The sequence below is a fragment of the Bacillus sp. SCT118 genome, from assembly GCF_058566435.1.
Window position 1 is genome coordinate 2,646,191 of sequence record NZ_CP191225.1, and the last position, 24,306, is coordinate 2,670,496.

26 protein-coding genes, 1 pseudogene and 2 riboswitches are annotated in these 24,306 nt (G+C 41.8%); of the genes and pseudogenes, 9 read left to right on the forward strand and 18 right to left on the reverse strand.

Annotated features, from left to right (window positions below; genetic code table 11):
* The first annotated feature begins 41 nt into the window (after positions 1 to 41).
* Positions 42 to 1,064, forward strand: coding sequence for an acyltransferase family protein (locus ACQVGT_RS13415; protein ID WP_015483159.1), 1,023 nt, complete (start codon positions 42 to 44; stop codon positions 1,062 to 1,064).
* Between the two features lie 40 nt (positions 1,065 to 1,104).
* Here ACQVGT_RS13415 and ACQVGT_RS13420 read toward each other — a convergent pair whose 3' ends face one another.
* The 4 genes from ACQVGT_RS13420 to htpX all read right to left on the reverse strand — a co-directional run bounded on the left by ACQVGT_RS13420 (position 1,105) and on the right by htpX (position 4,012).
* On the reverse strand, positions 1,105 to 1,281 hold the full coding sequence (locus ACQVGT_RS13420; RefSeq protein WP_003245411.1) for a protein YkzE: 177 nt from the start codon (positions 1,279 to 1,281) through the stop codon (positions 1,105 to 1,107).
* A gap of 2 nt (positions 1,282 to 1,283) precedes the next feature.
* Positions 1,284 to 1,439, reverse strand: a complete 156-nt coding sequence (gene ykzP, locus ACQVGT_RS13425) for a protein YkzP (RefSeq protein WP_003232510.1) — start codon at positions 1,437 to 1,439, stop codon at positions 1,284 to 1,286.
* 153 nt (positions 1,440 to 1,592) lie between these two features.
* Complete coding sequence (ktrD, locus tag ACQVGT_RS13430; protein WP_015383499.1) at positions 1,593 to 2,942, reverse strand: Ktr system potassium transporter KtrD; 1,350 nt, start codon at positions 2,940 to 2,942, stop codon at positions 1,593 to 1,595.
* A 173-nt stretch (positions 2,943 to 3,115) separates the two neighbouring features.
* The gene (htpX, locus tag ACQVGT_RS13435) at positions 3,116 to 4,012 is read right to left on the reverse strand and encodes a protease HtpX (protein ID WP_003232513.1); all 897 of its coding nucleotides are present in this window, start codon (positions 4,010 to 4,012) and stop codon (positions 3,116 to 3,118) included.
* 170 nt (positions 4,013 to 4,182) lie between these two features.
* Between htpX and htpK the strand changes: the two genes are divergently transcribed.
* Both htpK and sspD read left to right on the forward strand, forming a co-directional pair.
* Complete coding sequence (gene htpK, locus ACQVGT_RS13440) at positions 4,183 to 4,884, forward strand: transcriptional regulator HtpK (protein WP_015483158.1); 702 nt, start codon at positions 4,183 to 4,185, stop codon at positions 4,882 to 4,884.
* A 130-nt stretch (positions 4,885 to 5,014) separates the two neighbouring features.
* On the forward strand, positions 5,015 to 5,209 hold the full coding sequence (gene sspD, locus ACQVGT_RS13445; RefSeq protein WP_003218568.1) for an acid-soluble spore protein SspD: 195 nt from the start codon (positions 5,015 to 5,017) through the stop codon (positions 5,207 to 5,209).
* Positions 5,210 to 5,219: 10 nt separating this feature from the next.
* Here the strand turns inward: sspD and rsgI are convergent, their stop codons facing one another.
* From rsgI to ACQVGT_RS13465, 4 genes are all read right to left on the reverse strand, one after another.
* The gene (gene rsgI / locus ACQVGT_RS13450; RefSeq protein WP_015383497.1) at positions 5,220 to 6,365 is read right to left on the reverse strand and encodes an anti-sigma-I factor RsgI; all 1,146 of its coding nucleotides are present in this window, start codon (positions 6,363 to 6,365) and stop codon (positions 5,220 to 5,222) included.
* Positions 6,362 to 7,117, reverse strand: coding sequence for an RNA polymerase sigma factor SigI (sigI, locus tag ACQVGT_RS13455; RefSeq protein ID WP_003245855.1), 756 nt, complete (start codon positions 7,115 to 7,117; stop codon positions 6,362 to 6,364). Before sigI ends, rsgI begins: the two co-directional genes overlap by 4 nt.
* A gap of 263 nt (positions 7,118 to 7,380) precedes the next feature.
* Positions 7,381 to 8,175: a TerC family protein gene (locus ACQVGT_RS13460; protein ID WP_015483157.1), complete on the reverse strand. Its 795-nt coding sequence runs from the start codon at positions 8,173 to 8,175 to the stop codon at positions 7,381 to 7,383.
* A gap of 105 nt (positions 8,176 to 8,280) precedes the next feature.
* A riboswitch (yybP-ykoY riboswitch) is annotated at positions 8,281 to 8,384 on the reverse strand.
* A 47-nt stretch (positions 8,385 to 8,431) separates the two neighbouring features.
* Positions 8,432 to 9,097 carry a DedA family protein gene (locus ACQVGT_RS13465; RefSeq protein ID WP_041518224.1) on the reverse strand — a complete coding sequence of 222 codons (666 nt, stop codon included), beginning with the start codon at positions 9,095 to 9,097 and terminating at the stop codon, positions 8,432 to 8,434.
* Between the two features lie 180 nt (positions 9,098 to 9,277).
* Between ACQVGT_RS13465 and ACQVGT_RS13470 the strand changes: the two genes are divergently transcribed.
* From ACQVGT_RS13470 to ACQVGT_RS13480, 3 genes are all read left to right on the forward strand, one after another.
* On the forward strand, positions 9,278 to 11,680 hold the full coding sequence (locus tag ACQVGT_RS13470; RefSeq protein WP_015383494.1) for an EAL domain-containing protein: 2,403 nt from the start codon (positions 9,278 to 9,280) through the stop codon (positions 11,678 to 11,680).
* Between the two features lie 87 nt (positions 11,681 to 11,767).
* A complete protein-coding gene (gene ku, locus ACQVGT_RS13475) occupies positions 11,768 to 12,652 on the forward strand; it encodes a non-homologous end joining protein Ku (protein WP_015483155.1) in 885 nt (294 codons plus the stop codon).
* A 3-nt stretch (positions 12,653 to 12,655) separates the two neighbouring features.
* Positions 12,656 to 14,491, forward strand: a complete 1,836-nt coding sequence (locus tag ACQVGT_RS13480; protein ID WP_015483154.1) for a DNA ligase D — start codon at positions 12,656 to 12,658, stop codon at positions 14,489 to 14,491.
* A 25-nt stretch (positions 14,492 to 14,516) separates the two neighbouring features.
* Here the strand turns inward: ACQVGT_RS13480 and ACQVGT_RS13485 are convergent, their stop codons facing one another.
* Entirely contained in the window at positions 14,517 to 15,530 is a 1,014-nt protein-coding gene (locus tag ACQVGT_RS13485; protein WP_015483153.1) for a glycosyltransferase family 2 protein, read from the reverse strand.
* A gap of 12 nt (positions 15,531 to 15,542) precedes the next feature.
* A complete protein-coding gene (locus tag ACQVGT_RS13490) occupies positions 15,543 to 17,237 on the reverse strand; it encodes a DUF6044 family protein (protein WP_015483152.1) in 1,695 nt (564 codons plus the stop codon).
* A 192-nt stretch (positions 17,238 to 17,429) separates the two neighbouring features.
* On the opposite strand from ACQVGT_RS13490, the gene ACQVGT_RS13495 reads away from it, so the two are divergent.
* The gene (locus ACQVGT_RS13495) at positions 17,430 to 18,242 is read left to right on the forward strand and encodes a metallophosphoesterase (protein WP_015483151.1); all 813 of its coding nucleotides are present in this window, start codon (positions 17,430 to 17,432) and stop codon (positions 18,240 to 18,242) included.
* Between the two features lie 27 nt (positions 18,243 to 18,269).
* Here ACQVGT_RS13495 and ACQVGT_RS13500 read toward each other — a convergent pair whose 3' ends face one another.
* Positions 18,270 to 18,821: a YkoP family protein gene (locus ACQVGT_RS13500; RefSeq protein WP_015483150.1), complete on the reverse strand. Its 552-nt coding sequence runs from the start codon at positions 18,819 to 18,821 to the stop codon at positions 18,270 to 18,272.
* A 91-nt stretch (positions 18,822 to 18,912) separates the two neighbouring features.
* Here ACQVGT_RS13500 and ACQVGT_RS13505 point away from each other — a divergent pair.
* A pseudogene (locus ACQVGT_RS13505) lies at positions 18,913 to 20,042 on the forward strand (MGDG synthase family glycosyltransferase).
* A 5-nt stretch (positions 20,043 to 20,047) separates the two neighbouring features.
* Here the strand turns inward: ACQVGT_RS13505 and ACQVGT_RS13510 are convergent.
* The 3 genes from ACQVGT_RS13510 to ACQVGT_RS13520 all read right to left on the reverse strand — a co-directional run bounded on the left by ACQVGT_RS13510 (position 20,048) and on the right by ACQVGT_RS13520 (position 21,070).
* Positions 20,048 to 20,512 carry a MarR family winged helix-turn-helix transcriptional regulator gene (locus tag ACQVGT_RS13510; RefSeq protein WP_003232536.1) on the reverse strand — a complete coding sequence of 155 codons (465 nt, stop codon included), beginning with the start codon at positions 20,510 to 20,512 and terminating at the stop codon, positions 20,048 to 20,050.
* A 132-nt stretch (positions 20,513 to 20,644) separates the two neighbouring features.
* A complete protein-coding gene (gene ykoL, locus ACQVGT_RS13515; protein WP_003245766.1) occupies positions 20,645 to 20,827 on the reverse strand; it encodes a stress response protein YkoL in 183 nt (60 codons plus the stop codon).
* Positions 20,828 to 20,914: 87 nt separating this feature from the next.
* On the reverse strand, positions 20,915 to 21,070 hold the full coding sequence (locus ACQVGT_RS13520) for a hypothetical protein (protein WP_003232538.1): 156 nt from the start codon (positions 21,068 to 21,070) through the stop codon (positions 20,915 to 20,917).
* 194 nt (positions 21,071 to 21,264) lie between these two features.
* Here ACQVGT_RS13520 and ACQVGT_RS13525 point away from each other — a divergent pair, with 194 nt between their 5' ends.
* Positions 21,265 to 21,597 (forward strand): MerR family transcriptional regulator, encoded by a 333-nt coding sequence (locus ACQVGT_RS13525; protein WP_003232541.1) that lies wholly within the window; start codon positions 21,265 to 21,267, stop codon positions 21,595 to 21,597.
* 42 nt (positions 21,598 to 21,639) lie between these two features.
* Here ACQVGT_RS13525 and mgtE read toward each other — a convergent pair whose 3' ends face one another.
* The 4 genes from mgtE to ACQVGT_RS13545 all read right to left on the reverse strand — a co-directional run bounded on the left by mgtE (position 21,640) and on the right by ACQVGT_RS13545 (position 24,232).
* Positions 21,640 to 22,995 (reverse strand): magnesium transporter, encoded by a 1,356-nt coding sequence (gene mgtE, locus ACQVGT_RS13530; protein WP_015383486.1) that lies wholly within the window; start codon positions 22,993 to 22,995, stop codon positions 21,640 to 21,642.
* A gap of 17 nt (positions 22,996 to 23,012) precedes the next feature.
* Entirely contained in the window at positions 23,013 to 23,135 is a 123-nt protein-coding gene (locus ACQVGT_RS13535) for a hypothetical protein (RefSeq protein ID WP_015483149.1), read from the reverse strand.
* 91 nt (positions 23,136 to 23,226) lie between these two features.
* A riboswitch (M-box (ykoK) riboswitch) is annotated at positions 23,227 to 23,392 on the reverse strand.
* Positions 23,393 to 23,499: 107 nt separating this feature from the next.
* On the reverse strand, positions 23,500 to 23,637 hold the full coding sequence (locus tag ACQVGT_RS13540) for a transcriptional regulator SplA domain-containing protein (RefSeq protein ID WP_003218541.1): 138 nt from the start codon (positions 23,635 to 23,637) through the stop codon (positions 23,500 to 23,502).
* An 82-nt stretch (positions 23,638 to 23,719) separates the two neighbouring features.
* A complete protein-coding gene (locus ACQVGT_RS13545) occupies positions 23,720 to 24,232 on the reverse strand; it encodes a PepSY domain-containing protein (protein ID WP_003232544.1) in 513 nt (170 codons plus the stop codon).
* Between the last annotated feature and the right edge of the window lie 74 nt (positions 24,233 to 24,306).

A 24,306-nucleotide genomic window follows, 5' to 3' on the forward strand; every position in this document is an offset into this window, starting at 1 on the left:
GGAATAATCTCTTAGTGACTGATGAAAGAGAAGGTGATGCTATGAGTAAATCGCGGGACAGTTATTTCGATAACGCAAAATTTTTATTGATATTCCTTGTTGTATTCGGTCATATCCTTCGTTCCTTTATTAATGATAATCATTTTATGCTCTACCTCTACAAGTTCATTTACACATTCCATATGCCTGCATTTATTCTTGTATCCGGTTATTTCGCGAAAGGCTTTAAACGGGCGGGATATGTAAAAAAACTGGCGGTCAAGCTGATTATTCCGTATTTGATTTTCCAAATCATTTATTCCGTCTTTTATTACATTATGCAAGATGAAAGCATGGCAAATGTGAACCCGATTGATCCGCAATGGTCGTTATGGTTTCTTGTAAGCTTATTCTTTTGGAACCTGCTCCTATATCCTTTTTCAAAGCTTTCAAAGCAGTGGGCGCTGTTTGTCAGCTGCGGAATCGCCGTGCTGATCGGTTATCTGGACTTTGTCAGCAGCACGCTGAGCTTGTCACGGACATTCGTATTCTTACCGATGTTCCTTGTCGGTTTTTATTTAAATAAACATCATTTTGATTTATTGAGATCAAAACGCGGCAAACAAATTGCGCTCGGAGTGCTTGCCGCAGTATTCATCATCTGCTGGGGCATCGATTTTGACTATTCTTTTCTGTTTGGTTCAAAACCGTATTCTTCATTTGGAGACGTTACCCTGGTAAGCGGATTATCCCGAATCGGCTGGTATGTACTCGCCTTTGGGGCAACCTTCAGCTTTTTAGCGCTTGTTCCGCAAAAACGGTATTTCTTTACCAGATGGGGAACCCGGACATTTTACGTGTATCTGCTTCACGGGTTTATTATTAAAACATTACGGCAGGTCGGGCTTGAGGATTGGCTTACTGACTATCAAAGCTTAGTGATCCTCTTGCTTTTAACAGCAGCCCTGACATCAGTCCTCTCCAGCAACTTTGTTAAGACAGTCGCTCAGCCCTTCATTGAGCTGAGGATGACCAGCTTATTGCAATTTGTCAGAGGAACGGGCAAAAATGCTTATTTAAAATAGAAAAGCACCTCTTAAGCGGACGCCGCCTAAGAGGGTTTTTTTATTGTTGTTTTTTGTTTTTTTCTTTTTTCTTTTCAGGCTTGGTGACTTCCAGCGTTTCGATGATCTTCCCGGCATTGTAATCCCCAAGTTCACTTGAGAACTCTTCCTCCAGCACCTTTTTATTCATAGGCTTTTTATGATTTTGCATGTCTCTGCTATGACGGTTTTTCTTCACAATTACATGCCTCCCTGCTGGCCCTGTTTGGAATTGCGGTTTGCCCCTCTAAAATTGGGGTCGTCATGATATTGTGTCTTATATGAATTGGGGTCCATGCTCTCGGTAGGTGTATTGTTATTTTTAATGGCTTCATTCACTTCAGCTTTACGCTTCATACGAATCCTCCTCGCCAATTTTCAGACATTTTACTCGCTTCAAGATGCAGGAGCGTAAATTGCACCTGTCGAAGTTAGGTTCTCCAACTGAACAGAAGGCACACATCTTTTTTTTGGCAATCAAAAAACACCGCAAAATATGCGGTGTTTTGCCTATCCGATAATCACTCTTTCCTTCGGATAGTGATAATTCGCTTCAATTTCCTTTCTTCCGATCAGATACAGGAAGGTCAGGATGCCGATTCGCCCGATAAACATGACAATCATAATGACACATTTTCCAACACTGCTCAAATCTGCCGTAATTCCAAGCGACAGACCGGTTGTACCGAATGCCGAGCACACTTCAAACAAAAGCTCCAGCAGGGAATGTTTTTCTGTAATGGTCAGAATGAGTGTCGCGCCAAAAACGAGCAGGATCGCCATCATCGTGACAACAAGCGACTTCATCAAGTCAGCAGGGTGAAGCTCCCGTTTGAATACCTTTACGGCCTTATTGCCGCGGGCAAAATGAAACAGCGCAAGAAGGTTCAAAGCAAAAGTCGTTGTACGTATGCCTCCCCCAACTGAGCTTGGCGACGCTCCAATAAACATCAGCGCACAAATAAAAAAGAGTGTGGAATCTGATAATTGGCTGATATCGAGTGTTGCCAGTCCCCCGCTTCGGGTTGCCGTTGATTGAAACAGGGACAAAAACAAAATATCATGCCATGATTTTCCTGCGAACGCATGGTTTGCTTCCAGGGCAAAGATGCCAATGGCTCCAAACAAGACAAGTGAGCCGAACGTAATCGTCGTGATCTTTGTAAAAAGCGTAAATGGATAACGCCGATGCTTTGAAAACAGGAAATCCTTTACTTCAACAAGCACGGGAAATCCAATCGCTCCAAATATAATTAAAAGCATTGTAATAAACTGCACAAAGTAATCATGGCGAAATGGAATCATCGAATTACCGGTAATATCAAATCCGCCGTTTGTCGTTGCACTGATACTGGCAAAAAATCCGTGTAAATAGGCTTCCTGATAGGAGTCATAGTAGGTTAAGAAATATGTGCCGAGAATCAGCCCGCCAAAAAATTCAATCCACAAGATCAGAAACAGTACCTGCTTCATCAGATTGACAATTCCTGAAAACTGGGATTGGTTTTGATCAACCATAATCAGCTTCCGTTCTTTCAGCCCGATTCGTTTTCCCATGATCAGCCAAATGAACGTTCCGAGCGTCATAATTCCGATTCCGCCAAATTGCAGAACAAATGCTAATATAAAAATCCCTATTGTGCTGAATGTATCAGCTGTATCAACTACCGTCAGCCCCGTTACGCTGACTGAACTGACAGCTGTAAAAAGCGCATCAATAAACGTCCAATCCGCCCCCGGTTTATGGGCCGCCGGCAAACTCAGCAATATAACGGCCACAGTAACTGCAAGAAAATAATATAATGCGATCAGCTGGGCCGGTGACAAGGCCTGTATCAATTTTCCAAACTTTAATCTCATGTAAAATCCTTCTGCCTCTCTTTTTAAGTACGGTAATTATTCTAAAGATATTAGGTCCATTTTTAAAGGCTTTTACGAAACATTTTCTTAACTTGCTTATTTTTTTATGATTTTAGTCAATGGTTAAAATAAAAAACCTCTGAGAATTCTCTCAGAGGAACAATGTGTTTGTATTATTTAGCTTCCAGCCGTCTGATTCGCTCATCTAAATCAGGGTGAGTAGAGAAAAGTGAAGAGCGCTTCTTGCCATTAATCTTTAACGTTTGGACAGCTGTCTGATCATCTTCCATAATCCGGGAAGAATAGCTTTTAAGCGTCCGAAGCGCATGAATCATCTTATCCTTGCCGGCAAGATCCGCTCCTCCCCTGTCAGCATGGAATTCACGATGGCGTGAATACGCAAACACAACCAGGCTGCCAAGTATCGAAAAGACAATCTGAAAAATAATCATTGCAATAAAATGAACGATCGGCGCTAGATCTTCTTTGACAAAACGGCTTGCTATCCAAGCGGCGATACGCGATAAAAAGACGACAAAAGTATTAACGATACCTTGTAAAAGCGTCATTGTTACCATATCACCATTTGTGATATGCGCGACCTCGTGGGCAAGCACACCTTCAACCGCCGCGTCATCCATCTGCTCCAGCAGCCCTGAAGATACTGCGACAAGTGAACGGCGTTTTGACGGTCCAGTCGCAAACGCGTTTACTTCAGGTGAACGGTAAATCCCGACTTCCGGCATTTTCGTTAAACCGGCAGAGCGGCTTAATCTGTGAACACGATCAACCAATTGCTGTTCCTCATAGCTGAGCGAGTGTTTTTTCGGATTCAGCACTCTGACGCCCATCATCGTCTTTGCCATCCATCTGGACATCGCAAGAGATGTAAAGGAACCGACAAATCCAACAACTAAACTGAACACAAGAAGCGCCATTGGATCGATACCGCCATCAGCTGTAAAGTACGTCCCGACTCCTGTAACAGAGCTTAAAACAGACAAAACGATCCCGATTGTTGTAAGCACCAAAATATTCGTTAGAATAAACAGAAAAATTCTTTTCGCCATAACAACCTCCGTTATTTTAAGTTCAAAAGAACCCGTATATTTAAATTATAAAACATCCATTTGAAAATGCAAGGAATTCGACGTATGATGTTAATGTAATTTGCTGACGCTTGAACTTTGAATTTATACATAGACCTATATCCGCGTCAAATTGTCTAACGAGGTGAACAATGAACATTTTTAAACTCTCTCGAACCGATATGGTGCGGCTGCTCTATTCCCTAAAAGGACAAGGAGAACATAGCCCGCTCGACATTCTCGTCCAATCAGCGAATATGTCAGCAGAAAAAGCAGCCAATCATCTAGAAATTCCTGAATTTCTTACAAGATATGAACGAAAAAAACAGAAAAAAGAATACGGTCTTTCTACAAATGAAATCGTAGAGCTTGGCAACTTGTGCGAGCTGACTTCGTTAAAGTCAACCGCGATTCAAAACTGGGTAAAGCGTGATATCAAGGATCTGATCGGACACCCTGAGCTGGGCAAAAAATACTCAGTTGAACAGGCAGTTATTCTTTTAATTGTACGTGATTTAAAATCCATTTATGACTTTGAACACATACGGGCTATTTTAAAAGTGGCCTTTAACACAATCTCAGACAGATCTGATGATGTCATCAGCCCGATTGCTTATTATGAAAGCTGCGCATATGTGCTTGATGCCATCCATCACCAAGAAACTCCTTCTATGAAAGAATCAAATCTGCAGGAGATCGCCGAACAGGAGACAGAGCGTCTCCGTCACCGTTTTGAAGAACTGAATCACAGCCAATGGCTTAAAATCAGACAAATTATCGCCATTACAGTCCTCTCCATTTTGACGTTCCATATTCAGGCAACCGCACATAAAATGACAGCAGACATTCTATAGTCTGCGTCACCCCGGCTCAGAGGCCGGGGTTTTATTTTTCTCCACAACAATTGCCAGCATAAATAAACCCCGTATATTTCAAACTAAATACGCGTTAAGAATTTCTTTATCGAAAAAGGAGATGAAAAAGATGGCGAGCAGAAATAAACTCGTTGTTCCAGGGGTGGAGCAGGCACTCGACCAATTTAAACTCGAAGTGGCTCAAGAATTCGGTGTGAACCTTGGTTCTGATACAGTCGCACGCGCTAACGGCTCTGTAGGCGGAGAAATGACAAAGCGGCTGGTACAGCAAGCACAATCACAATTAAATGGCACAACTAAATAAATTCAGGTCTTTATTCGCCGGGGGCACTCGGCGAATCTTCATTTTGAGCTGAATTATTATCACTGCTGTAGCCGTTTGGATTACGTCGGTCTGAAGCGTTATCCCTTCTGGACGAAGAACGGTTCTTGCCTTGTTCACCATTGTTCCAGTCCCTGTGATATTGGCTTTGGCCATTGTCAGCGCCGTTATTTTCATTTCCTTTATCTTGAGGATCTTGTATTGGGGTTTGCTCATGGTCCCCATCTTTTTCGGTATTTGTGTTTTCATCTGATTCCTTTATTTTTTTATCTTTGTCACTATCATCAATCTGGTCATCCGCTTTATCTTCTTTCTGGTCTCCGGAATCCGCATCATTCAGCTGTTCATTATCTCCTTGCTTGCTGTCCTGGGTGTCAGTTTGATCGGTGTTTTCATCCTCATTTTCATCACTCTTTTGATCCTCTTCCCCGGATGGTTTGCTGGAGTCATCTTTTAAATCTTTATTGTCATTCTTTTCATTTGATTTGATGTAGCTGCCTGTTGAGACGCCTTCTTTCTTCGCTTTTTCCCTCGTTTGCATATCTGACTCGAGAGATTCCATGCGGTATGTCGTTTTATATTTTTCAGTCACATCATTCAGCTGTTTTTTCACAGCCTTTTTATATGTATTGTCTTCTGTGTTTTCATAAACAGTGGAAATCAATATTTCTTTCGATTTCTTTACATACCCGTGTTCACTGCAGTCGGTTATAATATCGTCAATCACCTTTTTAAAATCAGTCTTCTCCCAATCATCTATATCATTCACGACTTTCTGTCCCTCATCGTTTAGAGGCGTCAGTTCAATCACTTCATAATCACTGTTTAACGCCATTTCGACGCTTGGATTGATATCGATTGTCATATACGCATAGGCCTTATTATTAGAAAAAACGGGGAGAACTATAAATATAAAAAGCATAATAGCAGTCATCGTAAAAATCCCCATTTTGAAAGGGCGCAGTTTAAAAAAATCAAAAAAGCTGGCCCTTCTGCCCATGCGTGTTTCACTCGGAAGCATGATTTCTTCTCCGATTTCATAGCTGTGTCGATCATTTTTGGCTTTTAAAAATTGTCCGTCAGGGGTCAGCAACGTGACGAATTTTTTATTTTTCTCTACTATAATCCCTCTTCTCATGAGTGCAGCACCCCTTTAAGATAATCTTTTAAATAAATATAATCACCCGTAATGATAATACACATCGCAATAATATATTTTCTGTTTCTCTCAATCGTTTTTCGGCTTACAGAGACAAGCTGTTCAAGCTGTTTGACTGGAAGCTGCTTCTTTGTATACAGGATAGCGGCCAATTCTTCATGTTCAACAAGCGTCATTGCCACCTTTATGGCGTTTTGTCTTGCATCCGTGTGCTTTGGAGAATTTTCAAGCAGTTCTTTAAACGATAAACCATAATCCTTGAGCTGCTTTTGAAAATAGAGGATTTCCTCCCGCCTCTGCTCCTGTTCAATCTGACGGCGGTATTCATCTATGGAAAGCTCGGCTTCAATCAGGCTTTGTGATGACTCCTGATCGTCTCCTTCCTGTAAATCAATATTTATATTTTGTGCGCTTCTGGCTTCTTTTCTAATGTAATCAATGACTTTTCTTTTTATAATAAGCTCAGCAAATGCGAGCAGAGAATTTCCTTTTTCAGGTGAATATTTTTCTATAGCTTCATTAAACGCGATCAGTCCAATACTGAACTCATCGTCTTTTTCATCTATATATCGTTTACAAACGGATGAAACCGTCTTTGCGATAAATGGCTTATATTGCTGTATTAATTCATTTTGCAGATCTTTATTGCCTTTTTGTATACTCTCAACAGCTTTTTCAAGTGTTTGCTTCTTTTTTCCCAATTTAAACAAAAGGCTAAGCACTGGTTTCACCTCAGTTCCTCCCTATAACTACTCATTAATGATAGCTAATTTGATAGGGATTCGCAAAGGAGAAAAAGAAATATTGATTTCCAATGTCTCAATTATGACAAACCATTCTGACGTCCTATACATGATTTCGTGCCTTTCTAAAGAATTAAGGGGGTTTTATGCGTGTTTTTTGTAACAAAGATGTTATAAAAATGTTATTTTATTTCGCTTATGAAAACGCTTCAAACACAAAAAGACTCTGCTTTTAAGCAGAGTCTTTCAGATTACGCCCGTTCACGGGTGCTGTTTTTTTGTTCGTTTTGTGCGCCCTCCGGCTGTTTTTTCCCACCTGACATAAACCAGCCGCAAACCGCGATTGCTGCTAAGACACCCCAGAATATCAGCTTCCATATTCCAGAATGAATAAAGTGCTCAGAAACAACCGCTATGTCGCGATGGGCAAGCGTATATAAAGCAAGCTTCACTCCGACCCAGCCGACAATCACAAAGGCTGCTGTTTCTAGGCTTGGACGTTCCTTTAATAACTTCACAAACATGGAAGCCGCAAACCGCATAATCACCAGTCCGATGATACCGCCGGCCAAAATGACGAGAAATTGTCCTCCGTCAAGTCCGCCGATCTTCGGGAGTGATGTCCCAGGAAGCGTAACCGCCAGCGCTACTGCTGCTAAGATGGAATCAACAGCAAACGCGATATCTGCCAGTTCAACTTTTAAAACAGTCGGCCAAAAACCGCTTTGCTTTGTCTCTTTATGTGTGTCTTCTTTCTTAAATACATATCTTTTCAATAAGTGGCTTGCTGAGATATACAGCAAATAGATCGCGCCAATCGCTTGAACCTGCCATACGTTGACCAAAAATGAAATGGCGAATAAAGAGCCAAATCGCAGAACAAAAGCCCCTGCTAATCCATAAAATAACGCTTTTTTTCTTTTTTCCTCCGGCAAATGTTTTACCATTACCGCCATAACCAGCGCGTTATCGGCGGCTAAAATCCCTTCCAGCCCGATCAAGACGAGAAGAACCCAACCATACTCTAATAATAATGCTGCATCCATAAATGATACCCTCCCAAAAAAGTTGTTTTCTTTCTCTTCATCCGATCTTATGCCGGCCGGACCATGCAAAAAAGACCTTTGCCGACATAAGGCAAAGGTCTTGCTAGACATGAATTCAGGCATGCCAACAAAGCCGATGGATACAATCCATGAAATGACGACTTTGTTTCCGGAATACATTCCGGACGCTACTCCCCTTTGGGATTTCAAGAAATATGATTTTATACGTCAATGATATGCGCAGCGCAATGATTTGTCAACGTTTATTTTTTAAAAATACAGATAATTGTTCGGAATGCGTGCGTTTCTTCCTCTTTTTCAACAGTAAGTAGAGCAGGAACAGTGCCAAAATCGCTATCCCGATCGGAAGCATGTATTGATCAAGAATAGAGCCGACTTCCTTCCAATTTTCACCGAGCTTCACACCGAGATAAACATATACAAATGTAATCGGAAGCATAGCAATGAATGTATAAAGCGAAAACACCCAAACATTCATTTTTGCAATTCCGCACGGTATGGAAATCAATGTCCTGATGCCAGGCAAGAAACGCCCGCTGAACGCGACAAAGCCCCCATGTTTTTTGAAAAATTTATCTGATTTATCAAGCGCTTCAGGTTTAATAAAGAGATACTTTCCAAAACGTTCAAGAAACGGCCTTCCTCCGTACCGGCCTATCCAATACAGCGTAAGCGGACCGGCCACTCCCCCAAGCGATCCTGCCAAAACAACGCCGGCAAGTGTCATATCGCCTTTAGATACCCAATAGCCCGCAAGCGGCAAAACGACTTCGGCCGGGATAAACTCAATACTGAGCGCTAGAAATATTCCAAAATAAGATAAGCTTTTAAATGCTTCTATCCATGACATAACCAGCTCTTCGATAGCCACCAACTCCCTTGTTTCATGTTTATGTATCATACATTTTGTTTTTTCGGAAAACGTCAAGATGATTTTAACACATTTTTCACGGTCAGTTGAACTAAAAATAGATCTCCCTCGTATTTCTATCGTTTTGAAGGCTGAAACTCTGCGGTTAAGCAGCCGATAATAAAGAGAGTCAACAAGACTGGAACACACGATACGGGGGGGAATCTCCATTTGGAAATACACGCTACATATAATACGACGCTCATATGTTTATCTATTCTAATTGCCTGTACCGCCTCGTATATTTCCCTTGAACTTTCCAGGAAAGTCACCATCAATACAGGCTTAAAAAGTAAAATTTGGCTGATCGGCGGCTCACTTATTATGGGATTCGGTATTTGGTCAATGCATTTTGTAGGGATGATGGCCGTCCATATGGAAATGCCGATGGAATATGAATTCATGCCTTTAATGGCAGCCATTGGCGCATCTGTTTCGGGATCATTTGTGTCATTATATTTTGTCAGCCGGCACATTCTTACATATTACAGACTGCTTACCGGATCAGTTGTGCTTGGCGCATCTATTGCTTCTATGCACTATATCGGAATGTCTGCCATTTCCCGGGTAATGATTATTTACGAACCGATTTTATTTACAGTTTCAATTATCATTGCGATTGCAGCCTCTTTCGTCTCGTTAAAAATATTCTTTGACTTGGCCGTGAAAAAACATTCTGAGCATCTTATATTCTATAAAGTCATCAGTTCAATTGTAATGGGTATTGGGATTTCGGGCATGCACTACACAGGGATGCTTGCGGCAACTTTCCATAAGGACATGGCTCCGCCCGGAAGCCCTATGGAGGTACAAACGTTTCATTGGTCAATTTTTGTTACTTTAATTATTTTTTGTATCCAAACGTTATTGTTATTCAGTTCCCATGCAGATCGAAAGTTTATTAAACAGAGCGAACGCATAAAGGATAACGAACAGCGATTTCAGTCTTTAATCGTCCACAATATTGATGCAATCTTTATTTTATCATTAGAAGGAGACATAATATCTTCCAATCACGCTGGTGAGGAAATGATCAGCAAATTTGGCTTCAGCATGCATGACTGGAGGAATTACACATCACAGAAGATTAAGCGCCTTTTTGAGCAAGTTAAAAAAGATAAACAAGCGATGAACAGCGATAGCGATCTTATCACTGAAAAAGGCCAGTTTCACTTAAATATTACGCTTATACCTGTTGAGGTCAATCAGGAACTAGACAGCATTTATGTCATTTGCAAAGACATGACGAAGCAGTACAAAGCAGAAAAAGAAATCCATAGAATGGCTCATTATGATTCGCTTACAGACTTACCTAACAGAAGGCATGCCATCTCTCATCTAACAAAGGTGCTGAATCGCGAGCACTCCTTGCATTATAACACCGTTGTATTCTTTCTCGACTTAAACCGGTTTAAAGTGATTAACGATGCATTAGGGCATAATGTCGGTGATCAACTGCTTCAGTTTGCAGCTAAACGCCTGTCATCTGTAGTCCCTGATAACGGATTTATCGCCCGTCTTGGCGGTGATGAATTTATTATTATATTAACAGACGCCAATACAGGAACAGGCGAAGCAAATGTTTTAGCAAGAAAAATTATCCAAAAATTCAAAAAACCTTTCAAAATTCAAGATCACACCCTTGTCACATCTGTCAGTATCGGGATTGCGATATCTCCAAAAGACGGGACGGATGGCCTTGAATTGATGAAAAAGGCTGATATGGCGATGTATGCGGCTAAAGAACGAAACAAAAGCAAATACAGATACTATTCTTTTTCAATCGGCAACAAAGAAACCGTCAAGCTTAACCAAGAGATGGTACTCAGAGAAGCAATCGAAAACGATAGATTTGTCTTGCATTATCAGCCGCAATTCAGTGTGAAAAAACAAAAAATGACAGGAGCAGAAGCACTGATACGCCTTGTGACACCAGACGGGCAGCTGCGTCCGCCCAGAGAATTCATCGGTGTTGCAGAAGAAACGGGACTTATTATTGATATCGGAAAGTGGATTATAGATGAAGCATGCAAGCAGGCAAGGATTTGGCATGACAAAGGCTATGATCTTTCTGTCGCCATTAATATTTCCGCCAGACAGTTCCAATCTAAAGATCTGATTCCCCTCATCAAGGATACGCTTAATAAATACCAGCTTCCTCCGCAGCTTCTTGAAGTGGAGGTGACGGAAAGCATGACAATGGACAATCTCGATCACTCCAAAAAGGTTTTGTCATCCCTAACAGAATTAGGAATCAGAATCAGTATTGACGATTTCGGTACCGGTCACAGCTCTCTTAGCTATTTGAAGGACTTCCCGATTCACAGGCTGAAGATTGACAAATCATTTATTGACGATATTCAGACCCATCCTAAATCAGAGCAAATTACCGGAGCTATTATTGCCATGGGGCATCAGCTGTCTTTGCAGGTGATTGCCGAAGGTGTGGAAAATGCAGCTCAAAAGCAGCTTCTTTTTGAAAAAGGCTGCGACCATTTGCAGGGCTTCTTTTTCAGCAGGCCAATACCTCCGGAACAGCTCGAACAATTCATTACTGAACAGCCGTCGCAATAAGTGCGCTGGCTTTTTTTCACCCATAAGTTACTACACATGAATCGTACTCCTTCTCTTCACACTAAAGAAAAAAAGGGGTTTATCGATATGCATACAATGTGGAAGGGATCGATCAGCTTTGGATTAGTAAACATCCCCATCAAGCTATATGCGGCCACAGAAGATAAAGATATTAAACTGCGCAGCCTCCATAAAGAGGATCACGCACCAATCAAATACGAGAAAGTTTGCACAAATTGCGAAAAAACTCTTAGTCCTGATGAAATTGTGAAGGGATATGAATATGTAAAAGGGAAATATGTAGTGCTGACGGACGAAGATTTAAAAAGCTTAAAACAGGAGCATGAGGAGAAAGCGGTTGAGATTGTTGACTTTGTTCTGCTCCAGGAAATTGATCCGATTTATTTTAACCGCTCCTACTTTGTCGGCCCCGGGGATAATGGGACGAAGGCCTATACCCTGCTGCGTGAGGCGCTGCGCTCAACCGGAAAGATCGGTATCGCCAATATGACAATCAGGTCAAAGCAGCAGCTGGCGATTCTCCGTGTGTATGAAAATTGTATCGTCATGGAGTCTATCCATTATCCCGATGAGGTCAGAAGCGCCGCTCATGTCCCAGGTGTACCTGATCAATCGAATGTAAACGATAAGGAACTGCAAACCGCTATCACATTAATAGATCAACTGACTGCTGAGTTTGAGCCTGAGAAATATGAAGACACGTACCGACAGGCGCTGCTGCAAAGAGTCAACGACAAGCTAGAAAATAAAGAAACGGCCGTCACTCCTGATAAAGCGCCACCTCGTGAAGATGTCATTGACCTGGTAAGCGCTCTGCAAGCCAGCATTGACAGAACCAGAAGGCCGAACCGGGAGACACCGGCTGCCACACCTGCACAAGCCGCTGAACCGAAAGGAGCCGGAGATAAAAAACAAAAAACAACTAGAAAAAAAGCCTCCGGCACGTCATAGCCCATGGCGTTTACCATGCAGCCGGTCCTAACTTCGTCACCGCCAATCGGAGCAGAATGGCGTTACGAAGTAAAATATGATGGGTACCGCTGTATTCTCCGCATCCATTCTTCAGGTGTGACCTTAACCAGCAGAAATGGTGTGGAGCTCAGCAGCACCTTCCCTGAAATCACACAATTCGCCAAAACTGCCTTTCAGCACATGGAAAAAGAGCTTCCGCTGACACTTGATGGTGAAATCGTATGTTTGGTGAATCCTTGTCGTGCAGATTTTGAACACCTTCAAGTGCGGGGGCGTTTGAAAAGGCCAGACAAGATTCAGGAATCGGCAAACGCGCGGCCGTGCTGCTTTCTCGCCTTTGATTTGTTAGAGCGAAGCGGAGAAGATGTAACGCTTCTTTCGTATTTGGACCGCAAAAAATCGCTGCGTGAACTCATATCCGCAGCAAAGCTTCCTGCATCTCCAGATCCTTACGCAAAAGAAACCATTCAATCCATTCCCTGTTATGATCATTTTGATCAACTCTGGGAGATGGTAATAAAATATGACGGAGAAGGAATTGTAGCGAAGAAAACAAACAGCAAATGGCTTGAAAAGAAGCGGTCGTCCGATTGGCTCAAATATAAAAACTTTAAACAAGCTTATGTTTGCATAACAGGGTTCAACCCTAACAACGGGTTTCTGACGGTATCAGTATTAAAAAACGGAATAATGACACCGATTGCCTCTGTCTCGCACGGAATGCGCGATGAGGAAAAAAGCGCTATACGCGAGATTATGGAACAGCACGGACATCAAACACCCTCAGGCGGATTTACGCTTGAACCTTCGATTTGTGCAGCTGTTCAATACTTAACAATTCTCCAAGGCACATTAAGAGAGGTATCGTTTGTCGGTTTCGAATTCCAAATGGACTGGACCGAATGCACGTATGCGCAAGTCATACGACACTCCAAACCGGTTCACCCAAAGCTGCAGTTCACAAGCCTGGATAAAATCATATTTGAAAAGAATAAAAAAACAAAAGAAGATTTTATTCAGTATATGATTGAAGTCAGTGACTACCTGCTCCCATTTCTGAAAAACCGGGCTGTCACCGTCATCCGCTATCCGCATGGATCTAGGAGCGAATCATTTTTCCAAAAAAACAAGCCGGACTATGCGCCGGATTTTGTTCAATCTTTCTATGATGGAAGCCATGAACATATTGTCTGTGAGGATATGTCTACATTGCTATGGCTTTGCAACCAGCTTGCTTTGGAGTTTCACGTTCCTTTTCAAACCATTAAAAGCAGGCGTCCGGCTGAGATTGTCATTGATTTAGACCCGCCTTCGCGAGATGACTTTCTTATGGCCGTGCAGGCCGCAAATGAACTGAAGCGGCTGTTGGATTCCTTTGGCATCACATCGTACCCGAAGCTGTCCGGCAACAAAGGCATCCAGCTTTATATTCCCTTGTCTCCCGAGGCATTTACGTATGAAGAAACACGCCAATTTACGCAGTTGATCGCAGAGTACTGCACCAATGCATTTCCCGAGCTATTTACCACTGAACGCTTGATTAAAAACAGACACGGCAAATTGTATCTTGATTATTTGCAGCATGCAGAAGGAAAAACGATTATCTGTCCCTATTCGACGAGAGGAAATGAGCTTGGGACTGTTGCAGCCCCGCTCTACTGGCATGAGGTGCAATCATCTTTAACACCCGCTCTGTTTACAATTGATACGGTCATCAATCGAATTAAGAAGCAGGGCTGCCCATTTTTTGATTTTTACCGCAACCCGCAAGACGAACCGCTTAGCGCTATTTTACATCAGTTGAAGAAAAAGAGCTGACTAATGGAGTCAGCTCTTTCCGTGTTTAACTGTACTTTTTATCTAACCGCTCTTTTTCCTGGCGCTGAAGCGGGCTCAGCTGCTCATTATACAAATCAATATCAATCGCGTATTTCGGCCGTCTTTTCACTTCAGAAAAAATCGTTCCAATATACTCTCCGATGATTCCAATTCCCATCAATTGCAGCCCGCCCAAAAACCAAATGGATATGATGAGAGACGCCCAGCCTGCATTCGTATGTCCGAGCATCTTTTGAATAAACGCGCCAACCCCTGCCACAGCGCTGAGGAAAAACAAAACAAACCCTAAAAGCGTAAAGAATCGAATTGGTGCGACACTGAATGAAGTAATCCCGTTAAAAGCGAAGGATAGCATCTTTTTCAGCGGATATTTCGTTTTGCCGGCAAAGCGTTCCTTGCGGTCATACAAAACTTCGGCCGATTTAAAGCCGATCATAGGGACAATACCTCTTAAAAACAGATTCGCTTCCGGATAACGCTCAAGCTCTTCAAGGGACCTTTTATTCATTAAACGAAAATCAGCATGATTATAAATTAATTTAATCCCAAGCTTATTCATGAGACGATAAAACCCTAACGCGGTCGTGCGCTTGAAAAAGGTATCGGTTTTTCTGCTCTGGCGTACACCGTAAACGATCTCGCAGCCCTCATGATATTTCAGCATAAAATCCCGAATCACAGAGATGTCGTCCTGAAGATCAGCATCGATCGAAATGACGCAGTCTGACCTATTCTTCGCTTTATGGAGTCCGGCTAAAAGCGCTTTTTGGTGGCCGACATTGCAGGCTAATTTTAAGCCGGTAACCTTCTTGTTTCTTATGCTCTCCATAGCAATCAAAGCCCAAGTGCGGTCTTTGCTGCCATCATCGACAAACAGAATTTTACTGTCTTCAGCAATTAATTTTTCTTCAATTAAATCATCTACAACCTCTGTCAGCTGACGGCTTGTTTCTTGAAACACTTCCTCTTCGTTGAAACACGGGACGACGATGGTTAATACTGGCTGTGACTGTTTCAATCGAAATCCTCCTTATCTTGTTTCATATAAATAAATGCGCCAGGCGGAATCTTTATGGTCAAACGTCTTTACGAGCGCGAGATGGTTTTGTTCAGCATTCATGATCGGAACTGAAGAAAAAATGTACCGGCCGCCCATTTTTTTAAATACATCTGTATTTAATTGAAGGTTGTTGATCGTTTTCTTCGAGTTCTTTTTGAAATCATATCGTTTACCGAGTTCATCGACAAAAAGGTAGCAGCGGCTGCCCCATTCATCAAAATATTGTTTCAGCCGAGAATTTTTTTCCAGCTCTTTTTCGATGATTTTCCTAAATTCATATTTATATGAGAGCGGATATAGATTGTTATACGTATCTAACGTATAAAACCCGTTATATTGGGCGATAGACGGATGCAGTCCGATGCTCGCCACCCTGTACGAATCTTGCGGACGTCCGATATATTCCTTAATCTCTTTGAATTGCTCCGATGCATAAAACTCCTTGAATGTCGGCGCGTTGTAATGAACGCCATACGTATATTCTTCATTAAAAGGCGCCAACACCATTAGCTGTGCAGCGACTGCGGCGTACACAAGCCATTGCCATCCTTTCCCCATCCGCCAAATGAGATATAAAGCAAGCGCAAAGCTCACGTATATAACAAGCGGCCGAAGAAAATGAAAACGGGCAAAATTAAATTCTGCTAAAAAGGCAAATTTCTGCTTTGGAACAGCCCAAATTTTGTTGAACCAAAACGCATACCATAATGACAATCCATAATTAAGCACACATAAAAACAGATAAACATTTTCTGGCTTTGTCCGATTTCGTTTGAACAGCAGAGCAGCAAATACGACCAGCAGGATCGGGAGGATGACAACGGTATGAACGGTCATCACATGATTATGGCCATAGACAAAGTTTTTTACGGATAGCCGAAGAGAATGCCAAACATCATGCCTGGATGAGATAAATTCGATACGATGCATTGGTGCGTGTTCAAAGAGCATCGAATAGACAAGCCGATATTCAACGAAAAGATAGATACTCGTCATAAATGCAATACTGCCTAAGAACATCAAATTCCATCTTCTTTTTGTAATGGCATCATACAGCCAAAAACACGCCATCCCTGCCAGGAAAAAGAAGAAGCCTAGAACAAAGCTTGAGTATAGAGGAAGCAAGCCCAGCGTCAGCCACTCTCTCCATGAAATATCCCCTTTTCGGATATTTAAAAAAGCCCACAGTGCCAAAGGATACCCAAGCGTACTCAGCATTCCCGAAGGCCAGAAAGGTGTTAAGGCAAATGCAAGCGATACGCCAATTCGGATGAAAGCCGCTTTTGGTTCCGGGATTATATGTTTCTTCAGCAGCACATACATTCCAAAAAAAGCGACAACTCTTGTAACCGTCTGGCTTATTGCATAGGCGGTCATGGAAGAAAAGAAAGCATGGAGCCAAACAATTCCGCTCCACTCGGTGCCAAAGGCATCCCGGGGCAGCCCGTTAATGATTTGCGGAATGGCAGCGTCAACCTTGCCGACGATTTCTCCGCTATCGGCCAGAACCTTGTACCAAGCGATGTTGGAATCTAAATTATCGTGGACCCGGATATGGGCATCTTCCTTTAAAATAAAAAGCGGGGATACATACAATAAAAGAAGAAATAATGCGATCCAGAGATAATATGTTTCTTTTTTTTGTTGTCTCATCAACCGTAACATTGCTTACACATCCATTTGTTATTCTGACTCCGTCGGCATGTTCTGCCTCATGTGTCAAAATTTATTATCCCTTTTCCCTTCCAAATCATTCATCATATGACAATCCGTTTTTCAACCTGTCTCTACCCATTAATTCCCGCTATCCATAGGGCTTGATCACTTACTATACTGATAGAAGGGAGGGGATATATTTTGTTTACAATCTTACTTTCATTGGCCATACTCGTATTTGTGCCATTTCTATATAAAGCGAACCGCAATACAAAAGATGTGAAAGTCAACACCATTTCAATCGACCAAAAAGACGGCCTTCCAGCCAGAAAAAAATTAAATATCCTTCATTTATCAGATCTTCACTTGGAAAACATTTCAGTCTCACCTGAGGAGCTGTATCATTTAACAAAAGATCAGCCTGTGGACATCATTGCTCTTACCGGGGATTTTCTTGATCGGAAACGTAATATTCCGAAGCTGGCAGGTTACTTGAACGCCTTGCAAAAGCTAAAGCCTGCATATGGAATGTACGCGGTGTTCGGTAACCACGATTATGTATTGAAAGAAGAGGACTTTCGGAGATTGAAGCGAGTTTTAGAGGAAAACGGCTGTATCACGCTGCAAAATGAACATGTTCGAATCGAGACGGCTGCAGGGCCAGTCAATATTATTGGCATTGATGATTACAGTACGAATCGGAGTAATATCAACGGCTCTTATCAAAGTCTGGAAAATGGCTATCATCTTGTCTTAACACATGACCCAAATATTATTCTGGATATGAAAGATGTTCATTATGATTACCTGCTGTCAGGGCATTTTCACGGCGGGCAAATTCACTGGCCAAAACCGTATCATTTGGTGAAAATGGGAAAGCTCGTGCGAATGAACATGATTAAAGGTCTTCATTATCATCACGATAAACCATTTTATATCAGCGAGGGCTTGGGACAAACCGGCGTAAATATCCGTGTCGGAAGCCGTCCTGAAGTGACATTTCATCAGATTTAATCAAAAAAGACTGTGCTGACCGAGGCATCAGTCTTTTTTTTGATAGGTTTTCTGCAGCTTTTCTTTTGAGATAAACAAATAGGATGAATTCGGTAAATGCCGCAAGCTCACAGGCTTTGAAGTCAAATATAAAATCGGCACATGGGACACTTTTTTTAAACATCTGTAAAAAGGATTCACCGGGGTGATCACATCAAAGCCGAGCCTTTCCACACCTTTGTCAAGCATTGTAATCCCAATGATTCCTTTGATTTTCTCGCTTTTTTTATGATTGTTAATATAGTCAAGAAGAAGCGGCATCGATTGATATACTTTCTGATAAATAATGATTCCCTTTCTGACTGCGCTCTCAATGCTTTGAAGCTCCCTGATCAGCTTTATGTTATGCAGGTGGATTTTAACGAGCACATCATTTTTTCTTATATGCGTTCCGTCGCTAAGCACGACATGATGTCCTTTGTACTTCGTCAGCCTGACTCGAAAGACGCTTTTACGATCTTTGTCAACCAAGGTCAGCCTTGAAAAAAAGAAATAAATCGGGTCAACCACTCTCCATATGGAAAGGAAACAAGTTTTCATCTTTTCACCTTCCTTATGATCAAAAACACCCTTATATTTTGTGAACGTTCTCCTCAAAATATAGTTGCCATATTTTTTTAGGAGGACTGTCATGAAAAACATTCTCATTTTTCCTTTTTTAAGCATTTCCACCGGCCATCATCATGTGGCTGATGCATTGCAGGCTGAATTAGAGTCTCAAGGGCTAGCAGCTGAAAAGATTGATATCTTTTCACATGCGTATAGCCGTTTAGAAAAATTGTCCTCCGTGGCTTATTTAAAATGGATTCAATATTTCCCGAAAACGTATAGCGGCATTTACAGGCTCCTCGCCTGCGGAGAATTTCAGCATGACAAACGCTATTTCATGTACGAATGGCTGTTCACACAGCAAATGAGGCACATCCTCCAAGAAAAACAGCCTGATATCGCCTTCTGCACACATGCGCTGCCTTCTTATCTGCTGAACCGATTAAAGCCTGAATATCCGAATCTGACGGTTGTGAATGTATACACTGATTTTTTCGTGAATCAATTATGGGGACGGAAGAACATTGATTACCATTTTGTTCCGAGCACGGAAGTAAAGAAGCAGCTAATATCAGAGGGGATCGATCAGAACAACATATACTTGACCGGCATTCCAGTTCACCGAAATTTTGAAATGGAATCAGCAGATACCTTGCAGCACCACCCGCCATATACCATCATCATCACAGGGGGCAGTATGGGGGTCGGTGGGATTTTAAAATGGGTACAGGAACTGTCGCCAGGCGGAAAGATCTTATACAAAATATTATGCGGCAGAAACGAAAAGCTCTACTCCTATGTCAAAAGTTTACACCACCCCTTGATTGAGGCGATTCCTTACCTTCACAGCAAAGCAGAGATGAACCGTTTGTACGAACAGTCGACAGGCATCATGACTAAACCCGGAGGCGTGACCATCAGTGAATGCTTACAGAAACGGCTTCCGGTATTTATTTATCATGCACTGCCGGGACAGGAAGAAATGAATTTAAACCTTCTACATGAAAGGAAGCTCGTCACAGATATGAGAAACTGGGACATGCAGAAAGCAGAAGAGTATATCGCGGCATTTTTTCAATCGAACGAACAGATGAAGGAGTATAAAAAACACGTCAATGGATACCTTGGCGAAATGTCTGATAGGAAGATTGAAGATGTTTTAAAAAGAATCTTATAAAACAAAAAAACACTCTCCTGAAACAGAGAGTGTAGAATAGTTAACGAAACAGCAAATGCTGGCTGTGTATGCCTGCTTTCTTGAGCAGGACGATCAGCTGGTCCTGTTCATCAGGCGAAAGGCCTGAAAACGCTCTCGCAATACGCAGTGCATGAATCGGATAAATTTTATCCAAATACTCATTTCCCTTGTCAGTTAAATGTGCGTAAACAGAGCGTTTATCTTTCGGGTCCTGCTCCCTTACTAAAAACCCGTTTCTTTCTAGTTTGTCAATAACATATGTGACGTTTCCGCTTACAAGCAGAAGTCTCGACCCAATTTGCTGTAATTTTTGCGGGCCTCTTGTGTACAGGAGCTCCAGTACAGCAAATTCAGTGGGATTAAAACCGTGCTCTTTACTATCACGGATACTATGTTCGGACACACTTTTGAAAGCCCTTGCAAAAACTCTGTACAAATTCATCGCACGCTCAACTTCTTCTTCGTTAAACGATAATCTCATCATATCTACCTCGTATATAGGATTTTTATAAAAAAATAATGAAAACCCTTACATATAATAAGAGTTCAGTCCCTTACTATACGTATTCGCTATAATTCGAGAAATTCCTTCTAAAAGCAAAAAAATCCTTATACATTATCTTGTATAAGGATAATTTTTATGATTTGTAATGCTTCGAAAGAAATAAGCGTATTCTTTCCGAAGCTCAGAAATCGTCATTTTGTTCATGACCTCTTTATTATAAACCCCAATCTGATAGAGTTTTTCAGAATAATGGCGTCGTTCTTTTTCTAAAGCGGATTTCAATAAATTACTCATAGCGTCCTCCTTCATTTTGAGGTATCCTATACAAAAGATACTCTTTTTAAATGAACGTGGTATGAATCTAATGTAAAGAATTTATGTTTACGAAGATTTTCGGTATTGTCCGTTTTGAACCGATCTTAATAATTGAAAAGCCTGTTCTCCGGCAAGCTGCATAAACGTCTCCAGCATTTCATCACGCTTGATATCCAACTCTATAATTTCTTTTGCCAGTGAGACCGCTTTTTCTTCCTCCATGATTATCCTTCCTCCTCGTTTGATTCGTTACATAAAGGATAAAACGCGCTTGGGTGTTACGCATTATTCTTGTTAATTTTTCTTCCGTATTTTTTCAAAAATCTTCTATTTGATGTTAGAAAATATGACAAGCGTCAGGTTTTTTCTCTTTGTTTTTTATATACTATTATCAAAAGACATCCAGGGGTGGAAAAATGACCACAGAAGATCATTCTTATAAAGACAAAAAAGTGATTTCAATCGGAATTGTGAGTGAATTGACAGGATTGTCCGTAAGACAGATCAGGTATTATGAGGAACGAAAGCTCATTTACCCGCAGCGTTCTTCAAGGGGAACAAGAAAATACTCCTTTGCCGATGTGGAGCGGCTGATGGATATCGCCAATAAGCGTGAAGACGGCGTACAGACAGCAGAGATTTTAAAGGATATGCGCAAAAAAGAACAGATGTTAAAAAACGATCCGCAAGTGCGGAAAAAAATGCTGGAGGGGCAGCTTAATGCTCACTTTCGGTACAAAAACCGTTAAATAATAAAAGTCCGGCTCGCAGTTGAGACGGACTTTTTATGTTTATAATGAGTGAATGAATGCAGTGGCAATGCCAAAGTAGATTAATAAAGATAAAATATCGTTTAACGTTGTAATAAGCGGTCCAGAAGCAATCGCCGGGTCTACTTTCAGTTTGTGCAAAATAATAGGGATAATCGTTCCTGACATCGTTCCGATGATTAAGGTTAAGAACAGTGAAGAGGCGACAACAAATCCCAAAAGCGCATTCCCCTGCCATATGATAGAAACAATCGCAATCAGCACAGAACAAACCGCTCCGATAAAAATGCTTGTTCTGAACTCCCGGAAGATCAGGCGCACAATCGTTTTTTTGTTCATTTCTTCTTTAGACAAACCTCTGATGACAACCGCAAGAGATTGTGTTCCCGTATTTCCTGTCATCCCTGACACCATCGGCATGAAAAACGCAAGCGCGACAACCTGCTTCAGCGCGTCTTCAAAATAGCTGATAATGCTTCCTGAAATCAGTCCGATAAACAAGAGTAAAATCAGCCATGGCAGGCGCCGGTATGCCGCCACGTAAGCTTTTGTGTCAAAGGTGATGTCTTTACCGGAAGCGGCAAATTTTTCGTAATCCTCATCAGCTTCCCGAATAACGACGTCGATAATATCATCGACCGTCACAATGCCGACAAGCACGTTGTTTTCTTCTACAACCGGTATTGCCAAAAAATCGTAACGTTCAATCAGGCGGGCAACTTCTTCCTGGTCCTGAAGAGCATCTGCTGATATGACGCGGGTAAACATTAAATCCTGCACCTTTTCTTCAGGTTCACCCAGAATCAAATCGCGGTAGGAAAGAACCCCAACCAGCTGTTTGCTTTCATTAATAACATATAAGTAGTTGATCGATTCAGCTATTTCAGCGAAGCTTTTCAGTTTGACGACCGCGTCTTTTACCGTGTAATGCTGAGGAATCCACACATACCGGTTTGTCATCATGCGTCCCGCTGAATCAGCCGGGTAATTCATCAAGAGCTGTACAGCTTTTGACTCTGACGCTTCCATGCTGGACAAAAGCTGTTCCTTCAGTTCTTCGTCCATTTCTTCAAGCAATTGAGCGAGGTCATCGTTGTCCATTTTGTTCATCGCTAGTGTTGCTTTTGTTTTTCCGACTTTATTTAAGACGACAAGCTGAAATTCGCGTTCCAGCTCCCCGATCATACCAGTGATATCGTCTACAGTTAAATAAGATAAATAGCGGGCGCGGTGTTTTTCCGGCATTTCTTTAAAAATAAATGCCATGTCATAGGGCTGAAGCTCATCAATAACACTTCTGAAATCCCTGATTTTCCCGTCTCGCAGTAAAATAATGATGCGTAAAATGAGTTCGTCATAGGTCATGTTTTGAACCATCGGGACTCGTACCTCCTCTACGGAGACGTGCCGACCTCGCCAGAAGGTGCGGCTGTTCGTCTCCTCATCGTGTAATCAATTGTCTTGCTGTCATAGTATATGGGTACTTCTTCAGATTGACTCGAATGGGGAGAATCCATACTCCGCACCTCCTTTGATTGGTTTCGTTTTAAAGGCATAAAAAAAGCCTTCGGGATTGAAGGTGAAAGAAGCACGGCAAAAAAAGCGTGCGGGCGCCTTCAATCGTAGAGCTTTAGCACTGTATGGCATAGGACAAGCATCCAGCTGCATTAAAAATCACCTTATGTCGATGATTTCTGTTGACCCATTGGCGTCTTTGGACATTTTTGGGCAGCAGCGTATCTCCATACAGGAGCCTCACCTAACGAAGTTCCTAATTGAATTGACACACTGAGATTACAGAAAAAAACAAGCTGTGTCAACTCAAAAAAGTAATAAATGCGCTTACATCACAATTACGGAACAAAACAAGGGCCTAAGCCCTTATTCTGTTGTTTGTGTCTCGTCATCTTCAGAAAGCAAATGATACGTTTCATGAAGAAATAAGGCGTACTCTCCTTCCTTCGTCGGATGAGGGACATATTCAGCCTGATTGATGTATTGCTCCTCTTTCTTTTCCATGCGTTTCGCCTCCTTTTCTACTTAGATTGTCCAAAAGAAGGTTTCTTATCATGAAAAACCCCCGCTGCAGCGGGGGTTTTGATTAGTCATCTATCTCCTGTTTGATAATGCGTCCATCTTTTGCGGAAATTTCAAATTCTGTCTCAGTTCCTTGTTTCGTTTGGATTTCCATTTCATAGATGTAAGCACCGTCATCTTCGTCAAGCTTACTTTCCGTTACGGTTCCGCCTGTTTGCTTTAAAGCAATTTCTTCAGCTTCTTCTTTGGTTATGGCGACTTGTTCTGCTTTCTCCTTTAACGGGTCATTAAGCGCTTGTTTTGTATGAATATCTACATAAACGTCGTAGTCTTCACCTTCTTTTTCAATCTCCACTTCATAGACTTCTTTGCCGTTGTAAAGGTCTCTGTCAATGTCTTCTACTGTTCCGTCAACAACTGTTTTAGCAATTGCTTCTGCTTCTTGTTCAGTGAGTGCATCCGTCTTAGAAGAAGCCTGTCTGTTTTCATTGTTTTCTGTGGCAAACGCGTTGTAGCTGAATCCTCCGGCCGCTAGGCACCCTGCTAAAAGACCAACCATCCATTTTTTCTTGAGCATTTGTGAGTCCTCCTTTGTTTTGTATGAGTACAGTTTACACACTCAACATGAAAGGAAAACGAGAGCAAGATGAG